The 12,966-nt window shown below is 63.0% G+C and carries 13 protein-coding genes; 5 read left to right on the top strand and 8 right to left on the bottom strand.

The window, feature by feature from the left end:
* Window positions 1-30: 30 nt before the first annotated feature.
* Complete coding sequence (locus ACQ7C1_RS19600; RefSeq protein ID WP_085778936.1) at window positions 31-510, top strand: NUDIX domain-containing protein; 480 nt, start codon at window positions 31-33, stop codon at window positions 508-510.
* Between the two features lie 84 nt (window positions 511-594).
* Here the strand turns inward: ACQ7C1_RS19600 and ACQ7C1_RS19595 are convergent, their stop codons facing one another.
* Entirely contained in the window at window positions 595-1,608 is a 1,014-nt protein-coding gene (locus ACQ7C1_RS19595) for a glutathione S-transferase family protein (protein WP_183704708.1), read from the bottom strand.
* A gap of 277 nt (window positions 1,609-1,885) precedes the next feature.
* Between ACQ7C1_RS19595 and ACQ7C1_RS19590 the strand changes: the two genes are divergently transcribed.
* Window positions 1,886-2,386, top strand: a complete 501-nt coding sequence (locus ACQ7C1_RS19590) for a GNAT family N-acetyltransferase (protein ID WP_245362099.1) — start codon at window positions 1,886-1,888, stop codon at window positions 2,384-2,386.
* On the opposite strand, the gene ACQ7C1_RS19585 is transcribed toward ACQ7C1_RS19590, so the two are convergent.
* From ACQ7C1_RS19585 to ACQ7C1_RS19565, 5 genes are read right to left on the bottom strand one after another with little or no spacing between them, the layout of a single operon-like run.
* On the bottom strand, window positions 2,387-2,803 hold the full coding sequence (locus tag ACQ7C1_RS19585) for a GNAT family N-acetyltransferase (RefSeq protein ID WP_183704712.1): 417 nt from the start codon (window positions 2,801-2,803) through the stop codon (window positions 2,387-2,389).
* A gap of 4 nt (window positions 2,804-2,807) precedes the next feature.
* Window positions 2,808-4,880, bottom strand: a complete 2,073-nt coding sequence (locus ACQ7C1_RS19580) for a hypothetical protein (protein WP_430959504.1) — start codon at window positions 4,878-4,880, stop codon at window positions 2,808-2,810.
* A gap of 1 nt (window position 4,881) precedes the next feature.
* Window positions 4,882-7,695 carry a DUF4159 domain-containing protein gene (locus ACQ7C1_RS19575; RefSeq protein WP_430959503.1) on the bottom strand — a complete coding sequence of 938 codons (2,814 nt, stop codon included), beginning with the start codon at window positions 7,693-7,695 and terminating at the stop codon, window positions 4,882-4,884.
* Entirely contained in the window at window positions 7,692-8,612 is a 921-nt protein-coding gene (locus ACQ7C1_RS19570; RefSeq protein ID WP_183704718.1) for a DUF58 domain-containing protein, read from the bottom strand. Before ACQ7C1_RS19570 ends, ACQ7C1_RS19575 begins: the two co-directional genes overlap by 4 nt.
* A 13-nt stretch (window positions 8,613-8,625) precedes the next feature.
* A complete protein-coding gene (locus tag ACQ7C1_RS19565) occupies window positions 8,626-9,636 on the bottom strand; it encodes an AAA family ATPase (RefSeq protein WP_430959502.1) in 1,011 nt (336 codons plus the stop codon).
* 158 nt (window positions 9,637-9,794) lie between these two features.
* On the opposite strand from ACQ7C1_RS19565, the gene ACQ7C1_RS19560 reads away from it, so the two are divergent.
* From ACQ7C1_RS19560 to ACQ7C1_RS19550, 3 genes are read left to right on the top strand one after another with little or no spacing between them, the layout of a single operon-like run.
* A complete protein-coding gene (locus tag ACQ7C1_RS19560; protein WP_430959501.1) occupies window positions 9,795-10,418 on the top strand; it encodes a DUF1285 domain-containing protein in 624 nt (207 codons plus the stop codon).
* The gene (locus ACQ7C1_RS19555; RefSeq protein WP_097596961.1) at window positions 10,415-11,065 is read left to right on the top strand and encodes a CoA pyrophosphatase; all 651 of its coding nucleotides are present in this window, start codon (window positions 10,415-10,417) and stop codon (window positions 11,063-11,065) included. Before ACQ7C1_RS19560 ends, ACQ7C1_RS19555 begins: the two co-directional genes overlap by 4 nt.
* A complete protein-coding gene (locus ACQ7C1_RS19550) occupies window positions 11,062-12,315 on the top strand; it encodes a CCA tRNA nucleotidyltransferase (RefSeq protein WP_430959500.1) in 1,254 nt (417 codons plus the stop codon). The genes ACQ7C1_RS19555 and ACQ7C1_RS19550 overlap by 4 nt, the downstream gene beginning before the upstream one ends.
* 71 nt (window positions 12,316-12,386) lie before the next feature.
* On the opposite strand, the gene ACQ7C1_RS19545 is transcribed toward ACQ7C1_RS19550, so the two are convergent.
* Window positions 12,387-12,572 (bottom strand): DUF1059 domain-containing protein, encoded by a 186-nt coding sequence (locus ACQ7C1_RS19545; RefSeq protein WP_430959499.1) that lies wholly within the window; start codon window positions 12,570-12,572, stop codon window positions 12,387-12,389.
* A gap of 113 nt (window positions 12,573-12,685) precedes the next feature.
* Window positions 12,686-12,949 carry a hypothetical protein gene (locus ACQ7C1_RS19540; RefSeq protein ID WP_085778925.1) on the bottom strand — a complete coding sequence of 88 codons (264 nt, stop codon included), beginning with the start codon at window positions 12,947-12,949 and terminating at the stop codon, window positions 12,686-12,688.
* Window positions 12,950-12,966 lie beyond the last annotated feature (17 nt).

The raw sequence follows: 12,966 nt of genomic DNA, 5'->3' as shown, positions 1-12,966 counted from the left end.
TCCGGCGCGATGAAGAGCCGAAACGGGACGATGGTGGATAAAGAGAAGCGGCCTCCTCACATCAGGCTGGCCTTGCGCCTCCTGCATGTCTATTTCTCCTTCGCCCGCGGCATGACGATGGGCGTTAGGGCCGCCTGTTTCGATAAGGACGGGCGGATTTTCCTCGTGCGCCACAGCTATGTCGGTGGTTGGCATATGCCCGGCGGCGGGCTGGAGCGCAATGAGACGGCCGAAGAAGCGCTGGTCAAGGAACTGCGCGAGGAGGGCAACCTCAGAATCATCGGAAAACCGCAGCTGGTCCAAGTCTATTTCAACACCACGACCACCCGGCGCGACCACGTCGTATTCTATCGCGTAACCGTCGAGCAGACGGCGCCGCGGCCGCCGGATTGGGAGATTTCCGACAGCGGGTTCTTTTCGCTCGACAGCCTGCCCGAGGGCACGACCGAGGCGACGTATCGCCGCCTCGCCGAGCTTCGGGGCGAGCAGGAGCCTGACCATCGCTGGTGAGAAGCTTCAGGCTGCATTTAGCCCGCTGCATAATTTCTTAAATCGGAATCGATTTAAGAGTAAATTATGCAGCAATTTAAAGTTCTACAGCGTCGTCCTTTGCGCGTCTAAAAGGACGCGCGGCGCTGTAGCGCGGTCATGCGGGCTGTCGAGATCGAGCGCCGGGCCGGCGGGGACTATGCCGGTCGGGTTGATCGTCTTGTGACTGCGGTAGTAGTGCTGCTTGATGTGCTGCAGGTTTACCGTCTCGGCAACGCCCGCCGTTTGATAGAGATCCCTGAGATAGCCGGGCAGATTGCGATAATCGGCGATGCGGCGGATGTTGCACTTGAAGTGGCCGACATAGACCGGATCGAAACGCACCAGCGTGGTGAAGAGGCGCCAATCGGCCTCGGTCAATCTGTCGCCGAAAAGGTAACGGCCCCTGCCCAGGCGTTCGTCGAGAATGTCGAGTGTTTCGAACAATTTGACGACATTTTCCTCGTAAGCTTCTTGAGTTGTGGCAAAGCCCGCCTTGTAGACGCCGTTATTGACAGTGTCGTAGACGGTGGCGTTCAGCGCGTCGATCTCGGCACGCAGATCCTCCGGGTAGAAATCGGTCTTCGAGCCCGTCAGCCCGTCGAAGGCGCTGTTGAACATGCGGATGATCTCGGCCGACTCGTTGTTGACGATCGTGCCGGTCTGCGTGTCCCAGAGGACGGGAACCGTGACACGGCCGGAATAATGCGGATCGGCCTTGGCATAGATTTGCCAGAGGGTGGCCGCGCCGTAGAGGCGATCGCCAGTAGCTCCGCCGCCCACTTTGAATTCCCAACCGTTTTCGGCCATTAGTGGGTCGACGACAGAAACCGAGACCAGGTCCTCCAGTTTCTTCAGCTTGCGGAAGATCAGGGTGCGATGCGCCCAGGGGCAGGCGAGAGAGACATAAAGATGATACCGCCCTGCCTCGGCCCTGAAGCCGCCGCTTCCGGAAGGTCCAGCCTCGCCGTCTGCTGTCACCCAGTTGCGAAATTGCGAGGGCTGACGTTTGAAGTGGCCCTTGCTTTCCTTCGTGTCGTACCAGACGTCATGCCAGACGCCGTCCACAAGCATTCCCATGATTCATTCCCTGGTTGCCATGTTGGAATTGACGTTAGCTGAGATAGTGGGGCTTTGCAGGCAGTAAAGATTGAACAGTGCGTTACGCCCCCGACGCCAGCAGGCTCGGGTGTGCATTTTGCGTTGGACGGCGGAAATTTTTCCTGCTATCGGCCTTTTCACGATTTGAGGAACACCTGCCTGATGTTCATTTCCAGAAACCTGCGACGACGCTGATGCTCCGAACGCCAAGGGCGTGTTCGAGACCCATCAATCTGTCCAACCGGTTTCTGTCATCATGTACAAGCACGATCTCGTCTACCTCACCGAAGACGCGTCCCACGACGCCGCCATCGAACACATCAATGAAGAAGCCTTCGGTCCGGGCCGCTTCGCGCGGGCTGCCGCGCGTATCCGCGAGCAGGGGCCGCATGACCTGTCGCTTTCCTTCATCTGTGCTGACGACGGCGAGACGATCGCCTCCGTGCGCATGACGCCGGTGCTGGCCGGCACGGTGAAGGGGCATCTTCTTGGCCCGCTTGCCGTTCGACCCTCGCACAAAAATATAGGTATCGGCAGGGAACTGGTGCGGATCGCGGTGGAAGCTGCGCGGCGCAAGGGTTCGGAAGCCGTCATCCTCGTCGGCGATCCGCCCTATTACGGTCCGCTTGGCTTCGAGAAGGTGGCCTATAACGCGCTTGCCTTTCCAGGCCCCGTCGATCCGGGCCGGGTGCTGGTCGTTCCGATGGCCGAGGGTGTGCATGAGCGGCTGAAAGGTATGATCGCCTGGCGCGGATGATCAGAGCTTTTTCCGGAGGAAGCTGCGGGTGCGACCTTCCGGGAAATTTTCAAGCTCGCCGAAGACTTCATAACCCTGGCGCAGATAGGCGCGGAGAGCCTGCGGGTTGAAGGTATCGATCCAGGCGCCACGGCATCCTCGCGCCTTGGCCTCGTCTTCCGCTTTTGCGAGAATCTTGCCGGCTATGCCCGTTCCGCGCAGCGTATCGGGGATATAAAGCAACTGGATGAAGAGCCAGCCCCAGGCGGTAAAGCCCGACAGGCCGCCGGTCACCTTGCCGTCGGTATCGCGGATGAGGACGGCGAGCGGCTGGCGGTCCGAAGGGCCGACATCGCTGTTATTGAAGGCCGAGAGCGCATCGGTGATTGCCGCGAGTTCCACAGCCGAAGGCGATGCCGTGAGCTCGAACTCCGGCATGCGACTATCGCCCTTCGCGCCACCACATGGCGCCGAAAGCGAGCAGCAGGATGCCGACGCCGGCGAAACCGGCAAAGAGCGGCAGCGTGTTGATTCCCTTCAGGACCGTTTCGTTTGTCATGCGGATCATCATTCGCTCGTTATCGGAGACGCGGACCTGGCCGCGCACCGGCAGGATCGGCGGAATGCTGATTGCGCCCTTTTCGCTTGCGACGCGGGTCACGAGACCTTTGCTCCTCTCGACGACAGGCTTCAGCACATCGGTCGTCGAGATCATCGCCTTGAATTCCGGCGCATCGACAGCGCCGATGTGCACAAGCGTCGATAACTTGCCGTTACGGATTTCGAAGAGGCCGACCTCGTTCATGCGTTTCTCGGCCTTGTAAAGCCCGGGTTCTGTCTGGGTGAGCGGCAAGGTTTCGGTCTTGCCGGAGGGATAACGCACGGTGGCGTTGCCAGGATTGTCGCCGATTGTCTGGCGGGTGACTTCAAGGGTTCGGCCGGAGGCGCGCGCCGTCAACGCTTCTTCCTCGAGCGCTGGTTCCTTCATCAGCCAATGAGCGATGCGGCGATACAGCGAGACATTTGGACCGCCGCCTTCGAAGCCGCGCGCCCAGAGCCAGCCCTGATCGGAAAGCAGCATGGCGACACGGCCCTGGCCGGCACGGTTCAGCACCAGCAGCGGATGGTTGTCCGCGCCAACCATGATCGTTTCGCCCTGCGGCCGTTCGACATCGACGCTGCGGAACCAGCGACCCCAATGCGGCGGGTCCTCGCCGGAGCCGTCCAAGCCGCGCGTGACCGGATGCTTACGCCCTTCCTCGGAGAGTCGAGGATAGAAGGCCTTCTCGATCATCCGGCCCGTCGGCTCTGCCGGCAGCACGGAGGCGAGCGGCGTCATCGCGATCGACTCCGGGCTCGCATGTTCCGGGCCGGCGGCAATCAGCAGCGCGCCGCCGTTCTCCACGTATTGGGCGATGTTGTCATAGTAAAGCATCGGCAGCACGTTGGCGCGATCCTGATAGCGATCGAAGATGATCAGGTCGAAATCCTTGATCTTGTCGATGAAGAGTTCACGCGTTGGGAAGGCGATCAGCGACAGCTCGTTGATCGGCGTGCCGTCCTGCTTTTCCGGCGGACGCAGGATGGTGAAGTGAACGAGATCGACCGAGGCGTCGGATTTCAGGAGGTTGCGCCATGCGCGCTCGCCGGCATGCGGCTCGCCGGAGACCAGCAGAACGCGCAGATTCTGGCGGATGCCATCGATGACATGAACGGCACGGTTGTTGGCGGCGGTGACTTCGCCGGGAAGCTCGGCGACGGAAAATTCGAGCACATTGCTGCCGCCACCCGGAACCTTGAAGGAGAAGGGCGTATCCTGACCGGGCGTTGCCTGCAAGGTAGCGATCTCGTCGCCGTTCAGCTTCACCGTGACCTCGGCCGTGCCGCCGGGGCTCGGACCATCGTCAAAGACGCGCAGGACGACCTGCTGCTCCTCGTTGACGATGCCGAAGCGCGGTCCCTTGATGACTTCGATGCGACGGTCGAATTCCTTGGGCTTGCCGGTGACGAGACCATGGATCGGCGCATCGAAGCCAAGCGCCTGATTGGCGGCCGGGACATCATGGACTTCGCCGTCTGTCAGTATGATGGCGCCGCCGATGCGGGCGGAAGGGACGTCAGCGATGTTGGCTGCCAGCGCCTCGAAGAGGCGGGTGGACGGAACGTCGGAATTGATGTCGCCTTCGACGTCGACGAAGCGGGGTTCTATCTGGGGGAAGCGGGCAAGCTGCCCTTTCAATGCCGCAAGCGCGTCATCGGTCATCTTCGTGCGCTCGGGCGTCTGCTGGCTCTGGCTCCGGTCGACGATGACGGGGACGATTGTCGACAGCTGATCCCGATCCTCCTGCAGCAGTACGGGATTGGCAAGGGCGGTCAACAGGGCGAGGGCGGCCAGTGTCCTGATCCAGGCGCCGCGAATGCCGCGCCAGATCGCAATGGCGGCGATGAGAGCGCTGACGGCGGCCAGTGCGGCCAGAACAGGCCAGGGCAGGAAGGGTGAAAAATCGAAGGTCATCTCATTGCCCTAACCGTTCGAGGAGGTCGGGAACGTGGACCTGGTCGGTCTTGTAGTTGCCGGTCAGCATGTACATCATGATATTGACGCCGGCTCGGTAGGCATATTCACGCTGCGCTTCATCCGAGGGCACGGTCGGCAACATCGGCGTGCCGTTTTCGTCAACTGCCCAGGCGCCGGCGAAATCATTGCCGGTGATCAGGATCGGCGAAACCCCGTCGGCCGTCGCCGCCGATTTTTCGGTCGCTTCGCGGCCACCTTGCCGGGCCTCGATCCAAAGCGGGCTGCCGGCATAGCGGCCGGGAAAGCTCGACAAGAGATAGAAGGATTTGGTCAGCACGTGATCCGAGGGTACCGGTTCGAGCGGCGGGATATCGAGGTTGGCGAGGATTTCCTGCAGCCGCTGACCGTTGGCGCCGACATTGCCGCCATTGTCCAAGGCGCTTATCTGGTCGCGCGTATCGAAGAGCACGGTGCCGCCGTTGCGCATATAGGCGTCGATGCGGCTGATGGCGGCCGATGACGGCATGGGCGCCGTTGCCGAAACCGGCCAATAGATGATCGGATAGAAGGTGAGCTCGTCCTTGGTGAGGTCGAGCCCGACGGGCGGCGCCGGCTCCAGCGTCGTGCGGAAGGTCAGGAACTGAGTCAAGCCCTCAAGGCCGCGCTCGGATATATTGTCGACTTCCTGCTCACCGGTGACGACATAGGCGAGATGCGTGTTGTCAAGCCGCTCCAGAATGAGGTCGTCGCCGGGCCGGGAGTCGTTGGCGTGAAGTGTGCCGGGCTGCAGCAGGAAGCCGGCACCGACCGCGACTGCGATCACGCCCATTGTGCTGGCGGCCGGGCGCAATCGCGAAAAAGCGCCGTTCATGAAGAGAACGACCAGGCTGTCGGCGAGCAGCAGCAGAAAGGCGACGAGGAAAAGAACCGGCTTTGCCGACCAGCTTTCGCCGCCAATCAAGCCTTCGCGGACGGCATTGGTTCCAGCGGTATCAAGCGGCTTCAGTTCGGCATTCTCGGGCAGCACGTTCAATGAGGTGAAACCGTCTTCCGAACCGTAGAGGCCAGGCGGATTGTCGAAACTCGCCGTCGGTTCGGCTCCGGCCCTGGGGATCAGAGGTCGCGCCGAGCCAGTCTCGGAAACGAGCACACCCTTGGCCGTCAGCATGCGGTAGGGCGGAAGGGTCTCGGAGACACGCGCGCTGCTGCGCGCCTCAGACGTCACACCGCCTGAGCGCGATATCTGCAGGAGGTGACGCAGCATATCGACGAAAGTGCCAGAGATCGGCAGATCGGACCAGGTCGCTTCCGCGGTGACGTGGAAGAGGACGATCTGGCCGGATGCCAGCTGCTTCATCGTCACCAGCGGCGTGCCGTCGGCGAGGCTTGCCCAGGTGCGTTCGGCAAGGTCGGGTGTCGGCTCGGCAAGCACCTGCCGTTTGACGACCACATCTGCGGGACGCGGTATGCCCGCGAAAGGCCCGATGCTCGGAAATTCGGCCAGCGACTGCGGTTCGCTCCAGGACAAGGTGCCGCCCAGCGCCCGTTCTCCCTGGCGCAGGATGACGGGAATGAGCGGATCGTCGGCAGGTGCCGCCGCCATGCGCGGGCCGGCAAAACGCAGGAGCATGCCACCGTTCGATATCCAGCGTGTCAGAGGTTCGTAGGTCTCCTCCGGCAGGCGGCCGATATCGGCCATGATGATGATCGAAGGATTGCTGGCGAGAAGCTTCGGTATGGCGACGGCCAGATCGGAGTCGGTGGGCTGGATGATATCCGCATAGGGCTGCAGCGCCCGCTGGATGTAGTAGAGCGGCGAGAGCAGCGGCTGGAATTCATCGGCTCCGGTACCGGACAGCAGGACGACCCGGCGGCGCTTGAACGCATCGTCGAGAAGGTGGACCGCGCCTGCCGTCGCGCCGTCGTCGACGCTGATGCGGGCGAAATCGTTGCGCATCTCGAAGGGAGCGGTGATCGAACTCGTGGCGACGCTCTGGCCGGGACGGAAATCCACCCTGCCGTTGGCAATCGAGCGGCCCTGGGCATCGACGGCGTTCAGCGCCACGGATGCGGGGCGCGAACTGTCGAGCCGCGTGACTTTGACGGTCATGGCATCGGCCGCATTGCTGGCCGCGGTGACGGCAACCGTCTTAGTGGCATCGCCCTCGATCAGGCGCAGATCAGCGGGCTGGAGCTCGGCGAGTCTGCGCACCGTCGGATCATCGGCTTTGGCGGCGGCACCGTCGGTCAGGAAGGCGAGGGTGCCGGGCTTGACGCCGTTGAGCGCCGCGCGCAGCGCCTGGAAGGCGCGCTCGCGATCGGGGACCAGCGGCCGCGGCTCGGCAGCCCGCAGCTTGTCGCGGGCGCTCGCTGCCGTGCCGGGCACCGCATCATTGGTCGGATCGGCGGTGAAGGCGATCGCTACCGGCGTGCCCGCGGATTCGGCATCGTCCACCAGCGCGTCGGCGGTCTGGACGCGCCGCTCCCAATCGGGCGATGCCGCCCAGCTGTTGTCGACGAAGAGGACGAGCGGGCCGCCCGAGGCCAGAGAATTGGTGCGCGGGTTGAAGACCGGATCGGCAATCGCAAGGATAATGATGGCGGCGAGCAGCATGCGCAGCAGCGTCAGCCACCAGGGGCTTTGCGCCGGCGTTTCCTCGCGTTTCAGCACCGACGCAAGGATTTTCAGCGGTGGAAAGACTTCCGTTTTCGGACGTGGTGGTGTCAGCCGCAACAGCCACCAGATGACCGGCAGGGCGATCAGGGCGCCGAGAATGGCGGGATAAGCGAAAGCGAAGGGAAGGGCGTTCATAGCAGCCCTCCATGCGTTGCCTTGGCCGGCATGCCGGACAGGTACATGTGGACCGCAACCAGCGCCTCCGAGGCAAGATGATCGGTGCGGTGGGTCGTAAAGGTCCAGCCGAGATGCCGCAGCGACTGACCGAGGCTCTCCCTGCGGGCGAGGTAGGCGTTGCGATAGGTCTCGCGGATGTGTTCGGCGCGGCCGGAGATGAGCTTGGCGCCGGTCTCCGGGTCGATGAATTCGGTGCGGCCGCTATAGGGAAAGATCTCTTCAGCGGGATCTGCTATCTCGACCACATGGCCGTGCAGGCCGCGGCGGGCAAGCGGGCCGAGCCGCTCCATGATATCAGGAGCGTCGTCGAGGAAATCGCCGATGAGCACGAGGTCGCTCCAACCGCGGATCATTCCGGTTTCCGGCAGTCCGCCGGTCAGCGGCGCGTGCATGAGCGCGGCTGCGAGGCGTTCGGCGGCATTGCGGGTGGAGGCGGGTTCCATGATGCCGGGGCAGCCGATGCGTTCGCCGGAGCGGGCGAGGATTTCGGCAAGCGCCAGCATGACAACAAGCGCTCGGCTTTCCTTGGAGACGCTGCCGTAGCTCGACTTGTACATCATCGAGGGCGACATGTCGCACCAGAGCCAGATGGTGTGCGCTGCCTCCCATTCGCGCTCGCGCACATAGGTATGATCGTCGCGGGCGGAGCGGCGCCAATCGATGCGCGACAGGCTTTCACCTTCGGCATAGGGACGAAACTGCCAAAAATTCTCGCCGATGCCGCGCTTGCGGCGGCCGTGCCAGCCGGCAATCACCGTATTGGCGATGCGCTTGGCTTCCACCAGGCAGTCCGGCATCAGGGCGGCCCGCTGCCTGGCGCGGGAAAGGGCATCGCTGCCTGACGTCGGGTTAACGGTCTGTCCGATAGATGCCACGCGTCCGGCTTCCTTATCCCTTTGCCTGCCTGACCAGTCCGGCGATGACGTCGCGCACCGACATGCCTTCGGCGCGGGCGGCGAAAGTCAGCGCCATGCGGTGCTGGAGAATGGGTTCGGCGAGCGCGAAGATATCGTCGAGAGACGGGGCGAGGCGGCCCTCGTAGAGCGCGCGGGCGCGGGCGCAGAGCATCATCGCCTGGCCGGCGCGCGGGCCCGGACCCCAGGCGACGTTCTTGTCGGTCGAGGCATTCCCCTGGCCGGGGCGGGCGGATCGCACCAGCGCAAGGATGGCGTCGACGACCGTCTCGCTCACCGGCATCTGGCGCACCAGGGTCTGGATTTCGATCAGCCGCTGCGCATCGATGATGGCTTCCGGCCGGGTTTCACCGAGGCCTGTGGTCTCGAGCAGGATCTGTCGCTCGGCGGCGAGCTCGGGATAGTTGACGTCGACCTGCAGCAGGAAGCGGTCGAGCTGGGCCTCGGGTAGGGGATAGGTGCCTTCCTGCTCCAGCGGATTCTGGGTGGCGAGCACGTGGAAGGGCGCCGGCAGGTCATAGCGCTGGCCGGCGATGGTGATGTGATATTCCTGCATCGCCTGCAGAAGTGCCGACTGGGTGCGCGGCGAGGCGCGGTTGATTTCGTCGGCCATCAGGAGCTGGGCGAAGACCGGGCCTTTGATGAAACGGAAGGAACGGCGGCCGCTATCGTCCTGGTCCATCACCTCGGAGCCGAGAATATCCGAAGGCATCAGGTCGGGTGTGAACTGGATGCGGTTGGCAGCAAGGCCCAGCACCTCGCCAAGCGTCGTCACCAGCCTGGTCTTGGCAAGGCCGGGAACGCCGACGAGCAGGGCATGACCGCCTGACAGCACAGCGAGAATGGTGTTCTCGACGACGCTTTCCTGACCGAAGATCACTTTCGAGACTTCCCCGCGGATGGCGGCGATATCGGAGAGCGCCCTTTCAGCGGCGGCAACGATCGCCTTTTCATCGAGGCTGGCTTCGGTCTTCATCATACCCATGGGCATCTCCAACGGCTGAAATCATTCGGCAGCGAATCGGCGGACTTATACATCTGCCTCATACTCGATAGAGTTATGGAGATGCGACGGGCTGACAAGTTCGTTACGAATGACTATCTCGTGACTTCACTTCGTTAAGGACAAACCGGGACGGAAGAATGGCAGCCGAAGAAATCAGCGGACAGGCGGATGCGGCGGGGCTTGCCGCGCTGATCTCACGCGCCTCTGCTGAAAACAGCAGTAAAAAACGCGGGTTACCACCGGTCGAGCGGTGGAATCCGCCTTTCTGCGGTGATATCGACATGGAGATCAGGGCCGACGGCACCTGGTTCTACATGGGTACGCCGATCGGCCGGCCGGCGCTGGTGCGGCTGTTTTCGACGGTCCTGCGCAAAGAGGAGGACGAAAAGACTTACCTCGTAACTCCTGTGGAAAAGGTCGGGATCAGGGTCATCGACGCGCCGTTCATCGCTGTGGAGATGAGCGTGACTGTGCGCGAGGGTCGCCAGGTGCTCACATTCCGCACCAATGTCGGTGATGTCGTCGAGGCGGGTGGAGAGCATCGGCTACGCTTTTCCATTGCGGGCGAGAATGCCGAACTGAAACCCTACCTGCATGTGCGCGGGCGGCTGGAGGCGCTGGTGTCACGCGCGGTGATGTATGAACTGGTCGCGCTGGGCGAGACGGTCGAAGTGGAAGGGCAGACGATGTTTGCAATCTGCTCCGCCGGCGAGGTCTTCCCCGTCATGCCGGCCGATGAATTGGATGCGCTTAGCCGATGAACGATGCGATCACCCAACGTTATCCGCTGTTTTCAGCAGCCGAATTCCGCCGCCGTGCGTTCAATCAGAATGGCGGGCCGGTGGACCATGCCTGGCGCGATCATGGCGACCATGTTCTCAATCCGGATATCGTGGAGGAGGTGGCGACCTTCAAGCTGCGCGACGCCGCCGTGCTCGTGCCTGTTATCGACGACGGCGAGGAAGCGCGTGTGATCTTCACCAAGCGCACGGCGACGCTGCGCAAACATTCCGGCCAGATCGCCTTTCCCGGCGGCTCGATCGATCCGGCCGATATCTCGCCCGAAATGGCGGCGATCCGCGAGACGGAGGAGGAGATCGGCTTGGCCGGTTCTTTCGTCGAAACGGTCGGTAGGTTGCCGAACTATCTCGCCTCGACCGGTTTCCGCATTACTCCCGTGCTCGGCGTCGTCGAGCGGGGTTTCGCGCTGAGGCTCAACCCGGCCGAGGTGGACGACGTGTTCGAGGTTCCGCTTTCCTTCCTGATGAACCCGGCCAATCACCGCCGCGATAGGCGCGTGATCGACGGCATCGACCGGCATTTCTACCGCATGCCCTATGAAACCCGGATGATTTGGGGCATCACCGCCGGCATCGTCCGCACGCTCTATGAAAGGCTTTATGCATGACCGGCGTTGCCGACCAGGCATGGTTCCGCGATCCGGCTCTCGCCCGGGTCCTTGCGCTTCTCAATGCCGATAAGGGGGAAGGTCGAGTGGTCGGCGGTGCGGTGCGCAACAGCCTGATGGGCCTGCCGGTCAGCGATATCGACATCGCCACGACACTGAGGCCTGAAATCGTCATGGAGCGGGCGGCGGCGGCCGGCGTCAAGGCGGTGCCGACAGGACTGCAGCACGGCACGGTGACGCTCGTCGTCGATGGCAAGCCTTTCGAGGTGACGACCCTGCGCACCGACGTCGAGACCGACGGGCGCCACGCCAAGGTTGCCTTCAGCACCGACTGGAAGGCCGATGCCGAACGCCGGGACCTGACAATCAACGCGCTCTACGCAGATGCCGACGGCGAAGTGGTCGATCTCGTCGGCGGACTGGCCGATATCGAAACGCGCAACATCCGCTTCATCGGCGATGCGGCAAGGCGTATTGCCGAGGACCATCTGCGCATTCTGCGCTTCTTCCGTTTTTTTGCCTATTACGGCTCCGGGCGGCCCGATGCGGAGGGTCTGAGGGCCTGTGCGGCCGCGCGTTCGAAACTGAAGACGCTGTCGGCCGAACGCGTCTGGTCGGAGCTCAGAAAACTGCTCGGTGCTGCCGATCCCGGCCGGGCACTTCTCTGGATGCGGCAGGTGGCGGTGTTGACGGAAATTCTGCCGGAATCGGAACGCTGGGGGATCGATGCCATCCCTTCGCTTGTCGCCACCGAGAGGGCGCTCGACTGGGCGCCTGATCCGCTGCTGCGCCTGATGGCGATCGTACCGCCCGATGCGGCGCGGCTGGAGGCGCTTGCGGCCCGGCTGAAACTCTCCAATGCGGAAGCGGCCACTCTCAAGGCCTGGGCGATGGCGGCGCCGGTCAACGATGAAATCTCGCCGGCTGCTTTCGAAAGGCTGCTTTACCGTAACGGCCTCGACGGCATCGTGACCCGGTTGAAGCTTGCTCTTGCTGTTGCGCGTGGCAAGGCTGAGGGCGATCTAGCCGAGATGGCGCGTTCAGCGCGGCTCGGCAAGCTCATGGATCAGGCCGCGAACTGGAAGAAGCCGCAGTTTCCTCTGAACGGCGGCGACGTGCTCGCGGCGGGCGTCGCCTCCGGCCCTCGCGTCGGCGAACTGCTTGCGGTGCTGGAAAACCAGTGGGTGGAAGAAAATTTCACGTCCGACCGAACGGCCCTGCTCGCCCGGCTGAAGGAAAGTGCGCAATAGCCCACATCGCGCCGCATCGGATGGATGCGGCGCAGCTTCAATGGTTGTTGCCAGGACTCGCTCACGGGCCGTCAGGCGGCGGTGGCTTCGTCACGGATGCGTGCCTTGATGTTATCAACCATGTTTTCGCGTATGATCGTTTCGCCGTGAGCAGTCTTCAAGTGCTCAACGGTGCGGCGAACCACTTCTGCGTCATTATCCGCCCGGGTGTGCCAGGCGCAGCCGGGAACGAGCGTGCCGCATTCGAACAGTCGCATGGTTTTCTCCTCTGTCTGGAACGCAACGGCCATCGCGCTTTCACGCGATTGATGAAATGTACGTGCGAAGAGAAGGTTCCGGCCGGCCGGAGGTGGCGACCGGACAAGGTGGTTCAGTCAGGCATCGCCCAGGCTTTGTAGGTCTCCGAGAGATGGCCGGGCGTGTTGCTGTTGGCTGCGTCCTTCTGCAGATCCTCCGGCGACTTTCCGCCAGCCAATTGCAACTTGACCTGCTCGATGAAGCAGCACAGCGGCAGATCGGAGCCACTCTTGGCCCGCAGTTTCTCGGCAATGCGGACAAGGAACTCGGGTGTGTCGATGGCACGGAATGTTTCCTGGGCATCCGTGGACGCAGGCGAGCCGCTTTCTGTCGTCATGACAATCCTCCTCCGAT

The sequence above is a fragment of the Rhizobium sp. Nf11,1 genome, from assembly GCF_050587665.1.
In the GTDB taxonomy this organism is placed as follows: Bacteria; Pseudomonadota; Alphaproteobacteria; order Rhizobiales; family Rhizobiaceae; genus Rhizobium.
This window is presented reverse-complemented; position numbering and strand designations above follow the sequence as displayed.